General features: G+C 71.3%; 15 protein-coding genes. 7 read left to right on the top strand and 8 right to left on the bottom strand.

Annotation, left to right across the window (positions count from 1 at the left end):
• The first annotated feature begins 225 nt into the window (after positions 1-225).
• From ACFYY1_RS22355 to ACFYY1_RS22330, 6 genes are read left to right on the top strand one after another with little or no spacing between them, the layout of a single operon-like run.
• A complete protein-coding gene (locus tag ACFYY1_RS22355) occupies positions 226-1,131 on the top strand; it encodes a carbohydrate ABC transporter permease (protein WP_388588086.1) in 906 nt (301 codons plus the stop codon).
• Positions 1,132-1,133: 2 nt separating this feature from the next.
• Positions 1,134-2,081, top strand: coding sequence for a carbohydrate ABC transporter permease (locus ACFYY1_RS22350; RefSeq protein ID WP_388588083.1), 948 nt, complete (start codon positions 1,134-1,136; stop codon positions 2,079-2,081).
• A 6-nt stretch (positions 2,082-2,087) separates the two neighbouring features.
• Complete coding sequence (locus ACFYY1_RS22345) at positions 2,088-3,116, top strand: NAD-dependent epimerase/dehydratase family protein (RefSeq protein WP_388588080.1); 1,029 nt, start codon at positions 2,088-2,090, stop codon at positions 3,114-3,116.
• Between the two features lie 8 nt (positions 3,117-3,124).
• Positions 3,125-4,180 (top strand): dihydrodipicolinate synthase family protein, encoded by a 1,056-nt coding sequence (locus tag ACFYY1_RS22340; RefSeq protein ID WP_388588077.1) that lies wholly within the window; start codon positions 3,125-3,127, stop codon positions 4,178-4,180.
• Complete coding sequence (locus ACFYY1_RS22335; RefSeq protein WP_388588074.1) at positions 4,164-5,186, top strand: hydroxyacid dehydrogenase; 1,023 nt, start codon at positions 4,164-4,166, stop codon at positions 5,184-5,186. The genes ACFYY1_RS22340 and ACFYY1_RS22335 overlap by 17 nt, the downstream gene beginning before the upstream one ends.
• A gap of 48 nt (positions 5,187-5,234) precedes the next feature.
• The gene (locus tag ACFYY1_RS22330; RefSeq protein WP_388588071.1) at positions 5,235-6,083 is read left to right on the top strand and encodes a fumarylacetoacetate hydrolase family protein; all 849 of its coding nucleotides are present in this window, start codon (positions 5,235-5,237) and stop codon (positions 6,081-6,083) included.
• A gap of 20 nt (positions 6,084-6,103) precedes the next feature.
• Here the strand turns inward: ACFYY1_RS22330 and ACFYY1_RS22325 are convergent, their stop codons facing one another.
• The 5 genes from ACFYY1_RS22325 to ACFYY1_RS22305 form a co-directional block, all read right to left on the bottom strand.
• On the bottom strand, positions 6,104-7,795 hold the full coding sequence (locus tag ACFYY1_RS22325) for a flavin monoamine oxidase family protein (RefSeq protein WP_388588069.1): 1,692 nt from the start codon (positions 7,793-7,795) through the stop codon (positions 6,104-6,106).
• A 47-nt stretch (positions 7,796-7,842) separates the two neighbouring features.
• Positions 7,843-8,640: a carbon-nitrogen hydrolase family protein gene (locus ACFYY1_RS22320; protein WP_388588066.1), complete on the bottom strand. Its 798-nt coding sequence runs from the start codon at positions 8,638-8,640 to the stop codon at positions 7,843-7,845.
• 197 nt (positions 8,641-8,837) lie between these two features.
• Positions 8,838-9,293 carry an Lrp/AsnC family transcriptional regulator gene (locus tag ACFYY1_RS22315; protein WP_189543760.1) on the bottom strand — a complete coding sequence of 152 codons (456 nt, stop codon included), beginning with the start codon at positions 9,291-9,293 and terminating at the stop codon, positions 8,838-8,840.
• A 114-nt stretch (positions 9,294-9,407) separates the two neighbouring features.
• Positions 9,408-10,865, bottom strand: a complete 1,458-nt coding sequence (locus ACFYY1_RS22310; protein ID WP_388588064.1) for an aldehyde dehydrogenase family protein — start codon at positions 10,863-10,865, stop codon at positions 9,408-9,410.
• Positions 10,866-11,077: 212 nt separating this feature from the next.
• A complete protein-coding gene (locus ACFYY1_RS22305; RefSeq protein WP_388588061.1) occupies positions 11,078-12,544 on the bottom strand; it encodes a GuaB1 family IMP dehydrogenase-related protein in 1,467 nt (488 codons plus the stop codon).
• 307 nt (positions 12,545-12,851) lie between these two features.
• Between ACFYY1_RS22305 and ACFYY1_RS22300 the strand changes: the two genes are divergently transcribed.
• On the top strand, positions 12,852-13,874 hold the full coding sequence (locus tag ACFYY1_RS22300) for a terpene cyclase (protein ID WP_388588058.1): 1,023 nt from the start codon (positions 12,852-12,854) through the stop codon (positions 13,872-13,874).
• A 191-nt stretch (positions 13,875-14,065) separates the two neighbouring features.
• On the opposite strand, the gene ACFYY1_RS22295 is transcribed toward ACFYY1_RS22300, so the two are convergent.
• The 3 genes from ACFYY1_RS22295 to ACFYY1_RS22285 all read right to left on the bottom strand — a co-directional run bounded on the left by ACFYY1_RS22295 (position 14,066) and on the right by ACFYY1_RS22285 (position 17,538).
• Positions 14,066-15,082: a sugar-binding transcriptional regulator gene (locus ACFYY1_RS22295; RefSeq protein ID WP_072484555.1), complete on the bottom strand. Its 1,017-nt coding sequence runs from the start codon at positions 15,080-15,082 to the stop codon at positions 14,066-14,068.
• A 152-nt stretch (positions 15,083-15,234) separates the two neighbouring features.
• Positions 15,235-15,918: a ribulose-phosphate 3-epimerase gene (gene rpe / locus ACFYY1_RS22290; RefSeq protein WP_388588056.1), complete on the bottom strand. Its 684-nt coding sequence runs from the start codon at positions 15,916-15,918 to the stop codon at positions 15,235-15,237.
• A gap of 186 nt (positions 15,919-16,104) precedes the next feature.
• Positions 16,105-17,538 (bottom strand): RsmB/NOP family class I SAM-dependent RNA methyltransferase, encoded by a 1,434-nt coding sequence (locus ACFYY1_RS22285; RefSeq protein ID WP_388588054.1) that lies wholly within the window; start codon positions 17,536-17,538, stop codon positions 16,105-16,107.
• Positions 17,539-17,565: the final 27 nt, after the last annotated feature.

The following is a 17,565-nucleotide window of genomic DNA, read 5'->3' as shown; positions in this document are numbered from 1 at the left end:
CGTGAGGTGCAGGGCGTCCTCGCCCCGGAGATCCAGGCGGCGCTGCTGGGCAAGAAGAGCCCGCAGGAGGCGCTGAACGCCGCGCAGAAGGCCGCGCAGGCGATGCTCGGCCGCTGACCGACCGGGCGCGGTACCGGGTCCGGCCGCACTCGGACCCGGTACCGCGCCCTCCCCGGGGCACTCCCCCGACCCCCCGCAATTCCCCCGTACCGCAAGGAGATCCCCGTGGCAGTCGTCGCGGAACCAACCCGCCGGGGCCGTCGCAGCGGGCCGCAGGCGCGCCGCGAGGCCCGGATCGGCCTGCTCTTCGTCCTTCCGTGCTTCCTGCTCTTCCTGGCGTTCCGGTTCGGTCCGGGCATCGCCGGGGTATTGATGAGCTTCACCGACTACTCCCTGACGGGCGGCGGCAGCTTCATCGGGCTGGACAACTTCACCCGCCTGTGGGACGACCCGCTGTTCTGGCAGGCGCTGAAGGTCACGGTCCTCTACACCGTGCTCGCGGTGCCGGGCACGCTGATCGCCTCGGTGTCCCTGGCGCTGATCACCCGCCGCGCGTTCCGCGGCGCCAAGTTCTTCCGTTCGGTGTTCTTCCTGCCGGTCGTCACCTCGCTGGTGCTGGCCGCCACCGTCTTCGTCTGGATCTTCTCCACCGGTGGGCCGTGGTCCACCCTGATGGGCTGGTTCGGGATGTCCGAGGGCTCCTGGCTCTCCGACGACGTGCTGGTGCTGCCCGCGCTCGCGATCGTCGGCGTCTGGTCCCGCTTCGGGTACGGGATGCTCATCCTGCTGGCCCGGATGCAGGACATCCCGCGTGAGCTGGAGGAGGCGGCGCTCACCGACGGCGCGGGCCCCTGGCAGCGGTTCCGGTACATCGTGCTGCCGCAGCTCAAGCCCGCCCTGTTCTTCCTCGCCGTGATCGAGACGACGGCCTCGTTCCAGGTCTTCGACGCGGTCTACACGATGACCGGCGGCGGCCCCGCCAACGCCAGCTACACGCTCGTCTTCCAGCTCTACGACGCGGGCTTCAAGTACTTCGACCTGGGTTACGCCTCCGCCATCGGCGTCGCGCTCTTCGCGCTGACCGTGGTGGTCGCGGTGATCCAGCGGCTCGTGATCGGGAAGGACCAGTGACCATGACCGCAGCACCCGCCCAGACCGAGGCCCCGCCCGCGCCGAAGCCCCCCGCCGCCCCCGACCGGGCCGAGCGCCGCGCCGCACGCAAGCTGCGCAAGCTCTCGGAGCAGGACACCGTTCCGCACGGCATGCGGCCCACCCGGGCCGGCCGGATCGGCCGCGCCGTGCTGCTGACGGTGGCCGCGATCGTGACGATCTTCCCGTTCTACGCGATGGTCGTGCTCTCCCTGAAGCCGTCCGCGGCGGTCGAGTTCCCCGGCAGCCTGCTGCCGTGGCCGCTGACCGGCGAGGCGTACGACACCGTCATGAACGCCCAGGACGTACCGCGCTGGCTGTTCAACACGCTGATCTACTCGGTCGTCTCGGTCGTCGGCGTGCTGCTGCTCGCCTCGCTCGCCGGGTACGCCTTCGCCAAGAAGCGCTTCCCCGGCCGGGAGACGATGTTCTGGTCGTTCCTGTCGATGGTGATGGTCCCGTACCACGTCACGATGATCCCGACCTTCGCGATGATCGCGAAGCTGGGCGGCGTGGACACGTACTGGGGTCTGATCGTGCCGACCCTGGCCAACGCCCAGGCGGTGTTCCTGATGCGGCAGTTCATCCAGGGACTGCCGGACGAACTCTTCGAGGCGGCCCGGCTCGACGGCTGCAACGAGTGGCAGATCTTCTACCGGATCGTGCTGCCGCTGCTGAAGCCGATCCTGGCCACCCTCGGTGTCTTCGTCTTCCTGTGGCACTGGAACGACTTCCTGTGGCCGCTGGTCATCGGCCAGTCCACCGACATGCGCACCCTGACCGTCGGCATCGCCTCGCTCCAGCAGCAGAACGTGCCGCTCAATGTGGTGCTCTCCGGCTCCGTCATCGCGTTCGTGCCCATCTTCGCCGCGTACATGGTGGGCCAGCGCTACTTCACCGAGGGCGTCACCGCGTCCGGAATCAAGGGATAGCAACCAATGTTCACCGATGAGGCCGCGCTCGAAGAGCGGCTCGCCACCCCCTCCCCCGCGCTCGTCGCCGATCTCGGCCGCCTCGAAGGCGATCTGCTGGTGCTCGGCGCCGGCGGCAAGATGGGCCCCAGCCTGTGCCGGCTGGCCCGCCGGGCGCTGGACGCCGCGGGCCGCCAGGACGTGACCGTGTACGCGGTCTCCCGCTGGTCCGACAAGTCCGCCGCCGACGAGCTGGAGGCCGCCGGGGTCTCCACCGTGGCCTTCGACCTGATGGACCCGGCCGCCGACCTGGCCGGACTGCCGGACGCCGGGAACGTCGTCTTCATGGTCGGCGCCAAGTTCGGCTCCGCCGGAGCCCCTTCGCACGCCTGGGCGGTGAACGCCGCGATGCCGGACCGGGTGGCGCGCCGCTGGTCGGGGGCGCGGATCGCCGCGTTCTCCACCGGCAATGTGTACCCGCTGGTCCCGGTCTCCTCCGGCGGCTGCACCGAGAGCGACCCGGTGGGCCCGGTCGGCGAGTACGCCATGTCGTGCCTGGGCCGGGAGCGGATCTTCGGCCACGCGGCGCTGACCCGTGGCACCAGGGTCGCCAACATCCGCCTCAACTACGCGGTCGACCTGCGCTACGGCGTCCTCGCCGACATCGCGTACCGGGTACAGGCCGGCGAGAGCGTCGATGTGACGACCGGTCACGCCAATGTGGTGTGGCAGGGGTACGCCAACGAGGTCGCGCTGCGCTCGCTGCTGCACGCCACCGATGGCGAGGCGTTCACCCTCAACCTCACCGGCCCCGAGACCGCTTCGGTGCGCCGCATCGCCCGGTGGTTCGGCGAGGAGTTCGGCAAGGAGCCGGTCTTCGCCGGCGAGGAGGCGCCCACCGCGCTGCTCTCCGACGCGAGCCGCTGCCACGCGCTGTTCGGCTATCCGGACGTCACGCTGCGCACCCTCGTCGAATGGCAGGCCGACTGGCTGCGCCGCGGGCTGCCGCTGTCCGGCAAGCCCACCAAGTTCCAGGTCCGTGACGGAAGGTTCTGATCCACCCCATGTCCACTCCCTCCCTCGCACCGACCCCCGCCCTGGACGCACTCGCCCACGGTGCGGTGATCCCCGCGCACCCGCTCGCCCTGCATGACGACGGCTCCTTCGACGAGCGCCGGCAGCGGGCCCTGACCCGCTACTACCTCGCCTCGGGCGCGGGCGGCGTCGCCGTCGCCGTGCACACCACCCAGTTCGAGATCCGCGAACCGGAGGTCGGCCTGTTCCGGCCGGTCCTGGAGCTCGCCGCCGAGACGATCGACGCCGAGGCCGGCCGGCCGTTCATCAAGGTCGCCGGTGCCTGCGGCTACACGGCACAGGCCGTCGCGGAGGCCGAGACCGCCGCCGAGCTCGGTTACGACGCGGTGCTGCTCAGCCCGGCCGTGCCGGGCGCGGACGAGAAGGGCCTGCTGGAGCGGGCGCGGGCGGTCGGCGAGGTGCTGCCGGTGATCGGCTTCTACCTCCAGGAGGCGGTCGGCGGACGCTACCTGTCGCCGCACTTCTGGTCCTCGTTCACCGATCTGCCGAACACGGCCGCGGTGAAGATCGCCCCGTTCGACCGCTACCGCACCGCCGATGTCGTACGCGCCGTGGCCGCCGCCGACCGGGCCGACGAGGTGGCGCTGTACACCGGCAACGACGACGACATCATCGGTGATCTGCTCACCCCGTACGAGACGGCGGGCGGCGGGCCGCGCTGGTTCGCGGGCGGACTCCTCGGCCAGTGGGCCGTGTGGACCGGCTCCGCGGTGACCCTCCTCGACGACGTCCGCAGGGCGCGCGGCGGGGACCACGGGGCGATGGTGCGCTGTCTGGCCCGGCGCCCCGAACTGACCGACGCCAACAGCGCGGTCTTCGATGTGCGCGGCGCGTTCCGCGGCTGCATCGCCGGGGTCCACGAAGTGCTGCGCCGCCAGGGCCTGCTGGCGAACATCCGGTGCCTGGACCCGGCCGAGACGCTCTCCCCCGGACAGGCCGAGGAGATCAGCCGGGTGGCCGCGGCCTACCCTTGGCTGACCGATGACGCCTTCGTTGCGGAGCACCTCGATGCCTGGCTCTCCTGATCCTGCCGACCGCTCCCGGGTGGTCGTCGCCGTACCGCCGGGCCTGCGGGCCCAGTTCTTCACCGCCGAGGTGTGGCAGGAGCTGGAGCGGGCGGCCGAACTCATCGTCGTCGACGACCACGGGGACCGGGCGGCGGTCGCGGCCGCGCTGCCCGGCGCCCGTGCGCTGATCACCTCGTGGCGGGCGCCCAGGGTGGACGCCGGGCTCCTCGCATCGGCCGACCGGCTGGAGCTGGTGGCGCACACCGGCTCGGCGGTCGCGCCCTATGTCACCGAGGAGGTGTTCCGGCGCGGCATCCTGGTCACCCAGGCCGGTGACGAGATGGCCCGCCCGGTCGCCGAGGTGGCCCTCGCCTTCACGCTCTCCCTGCTCCACCGCATCCAGCGCTTCGACCACGCCCTGCGCGGCGGGCAGGAGTGGGCGGCGGCGAGCGAGGCCCCGCCGCGCCACGAGATCCACGGCAGCCGCATCGGCGTGATCGGTGCCTCCCGCACCGGGCGCGCCTACATCGCCCTGGCGCGGGCGATGGGGGCGCGGGTGAGCGTCACCGACCCGTATCTGTCCGCCGCGGACGCCGAGGAACTCGGCGTGGAGCGCGTACCCCTCGAAGCGCTGCTCGCGCACAGCAGGATCGTGGCCGTGCACGCACCGGTCACCGAGGAGACCCACCGGATGATCGGCGCCGGACAGCTGGCGCTGATGCCGGACGGGGCGGGTCTGGTGAACACCGCCAGGTCGTGGCTGGTCGACGAGGACGCGCTCCTGGCCGAGCTGGCCACCGGCCGGCTGGACGCGGCGATCGACGTCTTCGACGACGAGCCGCTGCCCGCCGACCACCCGTTCCGTGCCCTGCCGAACGTGCTGCTCACCCCGCACCAGGCGGCGGGCAGCGTCGAGTGCCGGCAGCGGCTGGGCACCAGCGCCGTCAACGAGGTGCTGCGGCTGCTCGCCGGGCGACCCCCGGTCCACGCCGTCACCGCCGACGCCCTGACCCGTCTGCACTGAGGGCTCGCCGAGCCCCTTACCCCCGTACCGTTCAGGAGATCTCACTTCATGCGACTGATGCGCATCGGCGAGCCGGGCCACGAGCGCCCCGTCCTCGTCTGCCCCGAGGGCCGCCACTACGACCTGTCCGGCATCACCGACGACATCGACGGAGCGTTCCTCGCCGCGCTCGCCGACAACCCGCACCTGGTGCCCGCCGAGCCGGTGCTCCCGGAGACCGACATCACCGGCCAACGGATCGGCGCCCCCGTGGCCCGGCCCTCCGCGCTGCTCTGCATCGGCCAGAACTACGCGGCCCACGCGGCGGAGTCGGGGGCCGAGCCGCCCGAGCAGCCGATCCTCTTCTACAAGTCGCCGAACACCGTCGTCGGCCCGTACGACGACGTGCTGATCCCGCGCGGCTCGAAGAAGACGGACTGGGAGGTGGAGCTGGCCGTCGTCATCGGCCGCCGCGCCTCCTACCTGGACTCCCCCGCCGACGCCGCCGCCCACATCGCGGGCTACGCCGTCAGCAACGACGTCTCCGAACGGGCCTTCCAGCTGGAGGAGTCGGGCGGACAGTGGTCCAAGGGCAAGAGCTGCGCCACGTTCAATCCGCTGGGCCCGGTGCTGGTGACGGCCGACGAGGTGGGCGACCCGCAGCAGCTGCGGCTGCGCAGCTACGTCAACAGCGAGTCCCGGCAGGACTCCTCCACCGCGGACATGATCTTCAGCGTGGCGCACCTGGTGCACCACCTGTCGCAGTACCTGGTGCTGGAGCCCGGCGACGTCATCAACACCGGCACCCCGCAGGGCGTGGCGCTGTCCGGCCGCTTTCCGTACCTGGGTCCGGGCGATGTGATGGAGGTCGAGATCTCGGGCCTCGGCCGGCAGCGCAGCGTCTGCCGCCCTGCGTGACGGAAAGGCCGTAACGCCTCTCAGTCCTCCGGGAGTTCGACCGGGGCGATGTCGTCGAAGACGTCGCCGGGGCCGGGGTTCGTCGCATCGGTCGCGCCGCCGAACCGGGTCATCACACCCCACACGGCGTTCAGCGCGGTCTGTACGGCGCCCTCGGCCCAGCCGGCCGTCCAGGAGATGTCGTCGCCCGCGAGGAACAGGCCCCGGCGGTCGGCGGGCAGCCGGTCCTGCATGAAGTGGGTGAACAGCCGCCGCTGGTAGCGGTAGTGGCCCGGCAGGTTGGCCTTGAACGCGCCCATGAACCACGGCTCGTTCTCCCAGGACACCGTCACCGGGTTGCCGATGATGTGCTTCCTGATGTCGACGTCCGGATAGATCTCGCCGAGCGACTTGAGCATGACGTCCATGCGCTCGTTCGGGGAGAGCGGCAGCCACTTCAGGCTGTCGTCGCACCAGGTGTACGAGAGGCAGATGACGGCGGGTTCGTCGGGGCCGTCGTCCAGGAGGTACGTCCCCCGGGTCATCCGGTCGGTGAGCGTCATCGACAGGGTGTCCCGCCCGGTGGCCTCGTCCTGGTCGAGCCAGAACGGCCGGTCGACGGGGACGAAGAGCTTGGACGACTCCATGTAGTGGGTGCGCTCCATCGCCGTCCAGTGGTCGATCGGGAACAGCGCGTCGTCGCAGTCGATCTTCGAGAGCAGCAGCCAGGACTGCCCGGTGAAGATCGCGGCCGGGTAGGTGCGGATGTCGCCGGTGGCGTCGGTGACCGTGATCCGGTTGCCGGCGGTGCGGGTCAGCCGGGTCACGGCGGGGCGCGGCTCGCCGTCGTGCAGCGAGGACAGCGACGTACCGAGCGGCCAGTGGACGATCTTGCGCGGTTCGCGCTCCCAGAGCCGCAGCGGGAGCTGCTGGCTGCCACCGACGATGCCCCGGTGGTGGTCGTCCGCCTCGGTGTAGACGACGCGGAGGATCTCCAGGATGGAGTTGGGGAAGTCGGTGTCCCAGCCGCCGGTGCCGAAGCCGACCTGGCCGAAGATCTCCCGGTGGCGGAAGGACTTGAAGGCGTCGGAGTCGCAGAGGAATCCGTAGAAGGTCTGGTTGTCGAGCTTCTGGACGAGCTTCGCCCAGATCTCCCGGATGCGCGGCACGTCGCGCTCCCGCATCGCGCGGTTCATGTCGGAGAAGTCCGCGCCCTCCTCCAGGCAGCGGTTCCAGGCGTCCATCACGTCCCGGTAGACCTGCGGCAGGTCGTCGATGGTCCGTGCGTAGTGGGACTCGCCCTTGAGGTCGACGACGGTCGAGGGAGTGGCCGGGGAGAGCGGGTTGGGGAACGGCTTCGTCTCCAGGCCGACCAGGTCGATGTAGTGCTGGAGCGCGGTGGAGGAGGGCGGGAAGCGCATCGCGCCCATCTCGGCGGTGAGCTGCGGATCGCAGCCGTCGAAGCCGACGGTGCGCAGCCGGCCGCCGATCTGGTCCGCCTCGTAGACGACGGGCCTGAGCCCCATCTTCATCAGCTCGTAGGCGGCCACGATGCCGGAGAGCCCGCCGCCGATGACGGCGACCTCGGTGCCGTGCTCGGTCGCCGGTATCTGCCCGATGCCGGCGGGGTGCGCCAGGAAGTCGTCGTACGCGTAGGGGAAGTCCGGCCCGAACATGGTGATCGGCTCGGCGGCGTCGGTGTGCTGGACGGCGTTGGGCACCGTGGACGTCATGGGGTGGGGACTCCTTGCGCGAAGGGCGGTGGAACGGTGGGGCGGGCTCAGACGAGGGAGCCGTACAGGCCGGGGCGGCGGTCGTGCAGATACGGGTTCATGGCCCGCGAGGCGCTCAGCAGCGCGGGGTCCACCTCGCCGACGACGAGTTCCTTTGCGCGTCCGGCGCGGCTGCGGACGGCGCCGTCGGGACCGGCCAGGCAGCTCAGCCCGACGAACTCGAACTCGCCCTCCGGACCGGTCCTGTTGACGTACGCCACGTACATCTGGTTCTCGAAGGCGCGGACCGGCACGAGGGACTCGGCGACGAACTGGAAGGGATGCATCTGCGCGGTGGGCACCAGGAGCAGATCGGTGCCGGCCAGCGCGTGGGCGCGGACGTTCTCCGGGAACTCGACGTCGTAGCAGATCATGATCCCGATGCGTACGCCGTCCAGCTCGGCCTGGACCACGGTCCGCTCGCCCGGGGTGAACCACTCGTGCTCGAAGGAGCCGAAGAGATGGGTCTTGCGGTAGTTGGCGAGCGGTGTCCCGTCCGGGCCGATGAGCTGTGCGGCGTTGAAGATCCGCTCGCCGGCGCGCTCCGGGTATCCGTAGAGGACGGCGAGCCGGTGCCGGGCGGCGATCTCGCCGACGGCCAGGGCGGACGGCCCGTCGGCCGGCTCGGCCAGCCGGGGTACCGCGTCCCCGATCGCGTACCCGGTCAGGAACAGCTCGGGGCAGACCAGGAGCCGCGCCCCGGCGTCCGCCGCCCGCCGCGCCGCGCCGTCGAGCACCTCGATGTTCCCGGCCACGTGCCCGGGTCGTCCGGAGTTCTGGAGCAGGGCGGTGCGCAACGGCGGCATGGCTGACCTCGGGCGGTGCGGGCTGGCGGGGACGTATCGAAGGTACGGTCCGCCGATCACACCGGACAAGGCGCGAGCGTTGCGCGTGCACCGTCGATCCATTGCGCGCCGGAGGCCACCGGCGGTGATTCATTGCGTGGGACGTCCGCGCAGGTCAAAAGGGTGATCTGGGTCTCACCGGGACCGGCTGCGGGAACCTACTCCGGCGCGCCCGAGGAGTACCGCCGCAGCAGCGGAGACAGCACCAGCACGGACTTCGTCCGCTCCACGTACGGCTCGCCCGCGATCCGCTCCAGGACCTGTTCGAAGTGGCGCATGTCGGCGGCGAAGACCTGCACGATCGCGTCGGCCTCCCCCGTCACCGTGGAGGCCGAGGCGATCTCCGGGTAGCGCGCGAGGCCCTGCTTGATCGCCTCCGGCGAGGTGTTGCGGCTGCAGTAGATCTCGATGAACCCCTCGGTCTCCCAGCCCAGCGCCGCCGGGTCGACCCGGACCGTGAAGCCGGTGATGGCGCCCTCGGCGCGCAGCCGGTCCACCCGGCGTTTCACGGCGGGCGCGGACAGGCCGATCATCGCGCCGATGTCCGCGTAGGAGCGCCGGGCGTCTTCGGCGAGGGCGTGGACGATGCGTTCGTCGAGGTCGTTCAGGCGCACTTCGGGCGGTTCACTTCTCTGCGATGGTCTGCTTCGGGCGCGGCCGCGGGCCGCCCCCGAAGTAGACCACGGCGCCGCCCGCTCCCGGGCCCGCCCACGGCGTTGTGCGACCGGTCAGAACGGGAACCGCGAGCGGCCGTGCTGCACCGAGATCCACTTCTGGGTGGTGAAGGCCTCGATCATGGCCTCGCCGTTGAGCCGGCCGAGGCCGGAGCTCTTCTCGCCGCCGAAGGGGACGATCGGCTCGTCGTGGACCGTGCCGTCGTTGATGTGGATCATGCCGGTGTGGATGCGCTGCCCGACCCGTACGCCGCGCTCGATGTCGCCGGTGTGCACCGCGCCGCTCAGGCCGTACGGGGTGTCGTTGGCGATCCGTACCGCCTCGTCCTCGCCGTCGAACGGGACGACGAGCGCGACCGGCCCGAAGATCTCCTGGGACAGGACGGGGGAATCGGCGGCCAGCCCGGTCAGCACGGACGGGCTCACCAGATTGCCGTCGGCCCGGCCGTGCAGCAGCGCCGTCGCGCCGGCCGCCACGGTCTGGTCGACGAGCGAGGAAATCGCCTCGGCCTGCGAGGAGTTGATCAGCGGGCCGATCACGGTGTCCGGCTCCGCCGGGTCCCCGACCTTGAGCGAGGCGACCTTGGCGACGAACTTCTCGGTGAACTCCTTCTCCACCGCCCGGTCGACCAGGATCCGGTTGGCGGCCATGCAGACCTGGCCCTGGTGCACGTACCGGCTGAAGACGGCCGCGTCCACGGCGTAGTCGAGATCGGCGTCGTCGAGGACGATCAGCGCGCTGTTGCCGCCGAGTTCGAGCACGGCGCGCTTGAGGTTGGCCGCGCAGACCGTGGCGACGTGCCGCCCCACCTTGTCCGAGCCGGTGAAGGAGATGACCTGCGGAACGGGGTGCTCCAGCAGGGCGTCGCCGATCTCGGCGATGTCGGTGACCACGACGTTGAGCAGGCCGGCCGGCAGCCCGGCCTCCTCGAACACCTTCGCCACCAGCGTGCCGCCGCAGACCGGGGTGTTCTGGTGCGGCTTGAGCACCACCGCGTTGCCGAGCGCCAGGGCGGGGGCGACCGACTTCAGGGACAGCAGGAACGGGAAGTTGAAGGGGCTGATGACGCCGACGACGCCGACGGGCACCCGGTAGACCCGGTTCTCCTTGCCCTCGGTCGGCGAGGGCAGGATCTGCCCGGAGGGCCGCAGCGCGAGCTGGACCGACTCCCGCAGGAACTCCTTGGCCAGGTGCAGCTCGAAGGCCGCCTTCAGCCGGGTGCCGCCCAGCTCCGCGACGATCGCGTCACCGATCTCGGACTCGCGCTCCTCGACGATCCGCAGCGCCCGCTCCAGCACCGCCCGCCGCTTGTACGGGTTGGTGTCGCCCCAGGCCCGCTGGGCGTCCTGCGCGGACCGGTACGCCTGGTCCACCTCGTCGGCCGTGGCGACCGTGATCGAGGCGAGCTTCTCACCGTTGTACGGATTGAAGTCGATGATGTCCCAGGACCCCTTGCCCGGCCTCCACTCTCCGTCGATGTACTGATGGGCCAGGTCGGTGAAGAAGGACATGAGATCCCTTACCACTGAGGAACGGGCGGCTGACTGGGCTTCATGTTACTTATATTTCAATGGGGTTGAAGCGGGCCGACGCGCCGCCGGAGGACCGGAACCGGTCATCCGCGCCGCCCGTCGCAGCCGCCCGTCGCAGCCGCCCGGAAACGCCGGTGCCCCTCCGGGCCGAAGCGGCCGGGAGGGGCACCGGAATCCATCGGGTCGTGGGATCAGCTCCAGCTGGCGTGCAGCGGCTTGCCCTCGGCGTAGCCGGCGGCGCTCTGCACCCCGACGACCGCCTTCTCGGCGAACTCCGCCAGCGAGGCCGCGCCGGCGTAGGTGCAGGAGGAGCGGACACCCGCGATGATCGAGTCGATCAGGTCCTCGACACCGGGCCTGGCCGGGTCGAGGAACATCCGCGAGGTGGAGATGCCCTCCTCGAAGAGCGCCTTGCGGGCCCGGTCGTAGGCGGACTCGTCCGAGGTGCGATTCTTCACGGCGCGCGCGGACGCCATGCCGAAGGACTCCTTGTAGAAGCGGCCGTCGGCGGACTGCTGGAGGTCGCCGGGCGACTCGTACGTACCGGCGAACCAGGAGCCGATCATCACGTTGGACGCGCCCGCGGCGAGCGCCATGGCGACATCGCGCGGGTGCCGGACGCCGCCGTCCGCCCAGACGTGCTTGCCGTACTTCTTCGCCTCGGCGGCGCACTCCAGGACGGCGGAGAACTGGGGCCGGCCCACGCCGGTCATCATCCGGGTGGTGCACATGGCGCCGGGGCCGACACCCACCTTGATGATGTCCGCGCCGGCCTCGACGAGGTCGCGCACGCCCTCGGCGGCGACGATGTTGCCCGCGACGATCGGGACCTGCGGGTCGAGCGCGCGCACGGCCCGGACCGCGTTGATCATGGACTCCTGGTGGCCGTGGGCGGTGTCCACGACGAGCGTGTCGACGCCCGCGTCCAGAAGCTGCTTGGCCTTGCCCGCGACATCGCCGTTGATCCCGACGGCGGCGGCGATCCGCAGCCTGCCCTCGGCGTCGGTGGCGGGGGTGTACAGGGTGGCGCGCAGGGCGGCCTTGCGGGTGAGGATGCCGACGAGCCGGCCGTCCGCGTCGACCGCGGGGGCGAGCTTGCGGTTGGCGCCGTCCAGCTTGTTGAACGCGTCGCGCGGGTCGATGTCCGCGTCGAGCAGCACCAGGTCCTTGGACATGACCTCGGAGAGCTGGGTGAAGCGGTCGACTCCGGTCAGGTCGTGCTCGGTGACGACGCCGAGGGGCCGCTGCTCCTCGTCGACGACGACGCCCGCGCCGTGCGCGCGCTTGGGCAGCAGCGACAGGGCGTCGGCGACCGTCTGGCCCGGGGCCAGCACGATCGGTGTGTCGAGCACCAGGTGGCGCGTCTTCACCCAGGAGATGACGTCGGTGACGACCTCGATCGGGATGTCCTGCGGGATGACGACGATGCCGCCGCGGCGGGCGATCGTTTCGGCCATCCGGCGGCCCGCGATGGCCGTCATGTTGGCGACGACGAGGGGGATGGTGGTGCCGGTGCCGTCGGGCGAGGAGAGATCGACACCCTGGCGGGAACCGACTGCCGAACGGCCCGGGACCATGAAGACGTCGTCGTACGTGAGGTCGTACGGGACCGAGGGGGACTCTGTGTAACGACCAGTACCGGGCTCAAGAAAACGCATAACGCTCATTTTTTCATACGAAACGGAGCAGGTCGCTTCCACGAAGACACAGCAAAGGGCACCCGCGTTCGTATGTTCCTCCGAGGGAACCGGACGGGCGTCCCGGGCAAGTGGCACCTGCCTTGCTCGCGGACCCTACCCGCAAGGCATTCGAATCATTCGCGATCATCTTCCCTGGACCTGGTGACGAGGGGTCGGGTAGCTTCAAACTCGCAGGTCCCGTGGGTCTCGACGACGCCTCGGAGGAACAGCCGGAAGGGTCACAACTTCCGTCACCCGTACGACCGGAGAGGATCACGACCCACTCGTGGAGAGCGAACTGCCGGACATCTACTGCCCGTTCCCCCAGCGCACCAACCCGAACGTCGGCAACACCCGGGCCCATCTCGACGAATGGACCCGCAACACCGGTCTGGTGCACCGTGATTCGGCCAGGGACCGCTTCGAGCAGGCGGACTTCGGCTCCTTCGTCGGCATGGTGTACCCGACCGCCGACAGCAAGAATCTCGACCTCGTCGCGGACTGGTTCGTATGGCTGTTTCTCGTCGATGACCAGCTCGACGACGGCCATCTCGGCCGCAGCCCGGAGCGGGTGCGGGACGTGGTCGAGCTGATGCGGACCGTCATCGCGGGCGAGCAGCCGGCCCCGCTGCCGGACGGGCGGCTGCCCGCCGCCGTGGTCGCCCTGGCCGACCTGTGGGAGCGGACGGCACCGGCCGCGGCCCCGCACTGGCGCACCCGGTTCGGGTGGCACCTCACCACGTATCTCATGACGACGACCACCTGGGAGGCGGGGAACCGGGCCGCCGGGGTGGTGCCGTCCGAGGAGACGTACATCGCCAAGCGGCGCCACACCGGCGCGATACATGTCTGCATGGACCTGATAGAGATCGTGGCCGGGATCGAGGCCCCCGAGTCGATCCACAACGACTCCCGGTTCATCACCGCGCTGGAAGCCTCGTGCAACGTCGTGTGCTGGGCCAACGACGTGTACTCGTACGAGAAGGAGCAGGTGCTCGGCGAGATCCACAATCTCGTCCATCTGGTCCGGCACCACCGCGGCTACGGCGAGCGGCAGGCGCTCGAACACGTCTGCGCGCGGATCGCCACGGAGACGGAGCGCTTCCTCTCCGCCGAGGCCGAGCTGCTGGCGGCGTACCCACAGCTGTCCTGGATGCTCACCCCGTACCTGGAGGGGATGCAGAGCTGGATGCGCGGCAACCTGGACTGGTCGCGGCAGACCCCGCGCTACAACCCCGCCGACGTGAGCCAGTACGAGGAGCCCGAGGAGTACCTGGAGGCGACGGTCCTGGGCACGGTCGGGGACTGAGCCGCCGGAACACGCGACGCCCGGACGACGCGTACGCCGTCCGGGCGTCGCGCTGTCCGGGCGTCGCGCTGTCCGGGCATCGCGCGTTCCGGGCGTCGCGTGTTCCGGGCATCGCGCGTTCCGGGCATCGCGCGTTCCGGGCGTCGCGTGTTCCGCGAGCGCCGGGGCGGCGGGCGTCGCCCCGGCGCCGCTCAGTCGCCGTCCGGGTCGGCCCGCTCCAGGGCCGGCCGCTGCGGTGCCGCCGACTCCGTCAGCAGGTAGTCGGCCGCCGCCGTGTCCGTCACCAGGCTGGTGACCAGCCCGGACCTCAGCACCGCCCCGATCGCCGCGGCCTTGCGCTGGCCGCCCGCGATCGCCACCACCTCGGGGATCCGGCGCAGCCGGTCGGCCTCGACCGTGATGCACCGCTCCCCCAGGTCCCGGCCGACCCGCCGCCCCTCGGTGTCGAAGAGGTGCGCCGACATCTCCGCCGCGACGCCGAGCGAGGCGTAGTGCGCCCGCTCCTCGTCGCTGAGCATGTCGTGCACGGTCGAGATGCCCGGCTCCCAGGAGCCGATGGAGACCGCTGCGACGGTCACCTTGTCGAAGTACTCGAAGGCGCGGGCGATCCCGGTCTGGTGGCGCAGCGCGGCGGCCGTCGCCGGGTCGGGCAGCAGCATCGGGGCGTAGATGGGGTGGGCCTCGCCGCCGGACACCTGGGCGGCCCGCCGGACCGCCTCGACGGAGCCGCGCTCGGCCGTCCCCGCGTCGTACACCCCGGTCAGCTGGACCACCGTGCACGGCGGCAGCCGGTCGAGCGCCGCGGCCATGTGGATGGTGGACCGGCCCCAGGCCAGCCCGAGCACATCGCCCTCGTTCACCAGTTCGCCGAGAAGATCGGCCGCGACCTCGCCCAGGTTCTCCGGGTCCGGTGCGTCGTCCTGCTCCTCGGCCGGTGACTCGACGACGACCGCGTGGCGCAGCCCGTAGCGGGCGCGGAGCGCGTCGGAGCGCTCGGCGTCCAGTTCGGCGGGGACGCGGATCTCGATCCGTACGAGGTCGCGCTCAAGGGCCGTCTCCAGGACCCGGGCCACCTTGAAGCGGCTGACGCCGAACTCCTCGGCGATCTGGATCTTCGACTTTCCCTCGAGGTAGAAGCGGCGGGCCATGGCCGCCGCCTGCACCAGCTCCGCGGGCCCCATCCGCAGGGCGGACCGGCCCGCCGACATTGCAGACACCGCGATCTCCTCACTGCTGTTCACACTCTCGATACGCCGTTCATCCTGTCAGATCCGGCGTTCCTTGCCCGATCCCGTCGGACCGAGTTCATCTGCCCTTGTCCGGGCCGACCCGCGATCGGGTACGGGAACCGGTTCCGGTGTCAGTGGCCGCACGCCCAGGCCGCCGAGGCGGTGGCCCCGTCGGCCTTGGTACGCAGGGCCCGCACGGCTTCGGCCGGGTCGCTCGCCCCGTACACCGCCGAACCCGCGACGAAGACGTCCGCTCCGGCCTCGGCGCACCGCTCGATGGTGGAGGCGGAGACGCCGCCGTCGACCTGGAGCCACAGTTCGAGGCCGTGCTTGGAGATGAGCTCACGGGTGCGGCGGATCTTCGGCAGCATGATGTCCAGGAAGGCCTGGCCGCCGAAGCCCGGCTCCACCGTCATGATCAGAAGCATGTCGAGCTCGGGGAGCAGGTCCTCGTACGGCTCGATGGGCGTCGCGGGCTTGAGCGCCATGGAGGCGCGGGCGCCCTTGGCCCGGATCTCCCGCGCCAGCCGCACGGGGGCCGCCGCGGCCTCCACGTGGAAGGTGACGGAGCCCGCGCCGGCCTCGACGTACTGGGGCGCCCAGCGGTCCGGGTCCTCGATCATCAGATGGCAGTCCAGCGGGGTCTCCGTGGCCCGGCTGAGCGATTCGACGATGGGCACGCCGAGGGTCAGATTGGGCACGAAGTGGTTGTCCATCACATCGACGTGGAGCCAGTCGGCGCCTTCGACCGCCTTCGCCTCCTCGGCGAGACGGGCGAAGTCGGCGGACAGGATGCTGGGGTTGATCTGGGCCATGTCCCAAGCCTGCCATGCTCCGCGCCACTTCCCCGCCCCGGTGCGGGCCAAAGCCTCACGGGATCATTACAGTTCGCGCGATCCGGGCGCTCCCGGCCGCACGATCCGGGCGTTTCGGTCCCGGGCGGGTGGTTCGGGGCCCGCCGTCGGAACGGGTGCGGGCCCCGAGTGCCGCCCTCGAAGGGATCAGGCGGTACGTCGCAGCAGCGCCAGGTACATCGCGTCGGTGCCGTGCAGATGCGGCCACAGCTGGACATCGGGGCCGTCGCCCAGCGCGGGCACACCCGGCATCAGCGGGCGGGCGTCCACCCACTCGGCCTCCACGGGCGGGCCGCCGCGCCCCTTGAGTACGTCGTCGACGACCACCCGGGTCTCCGCGAGGTGCGGCGAGCAGGTCGCGTAGCCGACGACGCCGCCGACCCGCACCGCCTTCAACGCCTCGCGCAGCAGGCCGCGTTGGAGCGGGGCGAAGTTCTCCAGGTCCTCCTTGCGGCGGCGCCAGCGCGCCTCCGGGCGGCGCCGCAGGGCACCCAGACCCGAGCACGGCACGTCCATGAGGACCCGGTCGAAGCTGCCGGGCCGCCACGGCGGGCGGGTGCCGTCGGCGGTGATCACCTGGTAGGAGCCGGGGTTGCCGGCCAGCGCGCGCTCGACGAGGCGGGCCCGGTGCGGCTGCTTCTCGGCGGCGAGCAGCGCGGCGCCCCGTTCGGCGGCGAGCGCGGCGAGCAGGGCCGCCTTGCCGCCGGGGCCGGCGCACCCGTCGAGCCAGCGGCTGTCGCTGCCCTCCACGGGTGCGTCGGCGAGGGCGGCGGCCACCAGCTGGCTGCCCTCGTCCTGGACCCCCGCGCGGCCCTCCTGGACAGCGGTCAGCGCGCCGGGCTCACCGCCCTCCGCCATCCGTACGGCGTACGGGGACCAGCGGCCCTGCAGGCCGTTCTCGTCGCCGAGTGCGGTCAGCAGCTCCTCGGTGGTGGAGCGGCCGGGGCGGGCGACCAGGGTGACCTCGGGCCGCTCGTTGTCCGCTTCCAGCAGGTCCTCGATCCCGGCGCGGCCGCCGCCCAGCGCGTCCCACAGCGCGGAGACGACCCACCGCGGATGCGAGTGCACGACCGCGAGGTGGTCCTCGGCGTCCTCCTCGTACGAGGGGGCCACCTCGGCCACCCAGCCGTCGAGGTCGTTCGCGGAGACCTTGCGCAGTACCGCGTTCACGAACTTGGCCCGTCCCTCGCCGAGCACCACCCGCGCCAGCTCCACGCTGGCGGAGACCGCGGCGTGGGTGGGGATCCGGGTGCCGAGCAGCTGGTGGACGCCCATGTTCAGCACGTCCAGGACCGGCGGGTCGACCTCGCGCAGCGGCCGGTCGATGCAGGCCGCGACGATCGCGTCGTACGTCCCCTGGCGGCGCAACGTCCCGTAGACCAGCTCGGTCGCCAGCGCCGCGTCCCGGTTGTCGAAGTCGCCCTTGGCACGGGCCTTCTTCAGCAGCGGGGGCAGGACGAGGTTGGCGTACGCGTCCCGTTCGTCGACGGCCCTGAGGGCCTCGAAGGCGAGGAACCGGACGGGGTCCTTCTTGGGGCGGCGATGCGGCTTGGCGGGACGGCGACGCTGCTGGTCGTTCACGTGAAAGGTGCTCCGCTGATGGTGAGG

The organism is Streptomyces sp. NPDC001890 (genome assembly GCF_042891445.1).
Lineage (GTDB): Bacteria > Actinomycetota > Actinomycetes > Streptomycetales > Streptomycetaceae > Streptomyces.
This window is presented reverse-complemented; position numbering and strand designations above follow the sequence as displayed.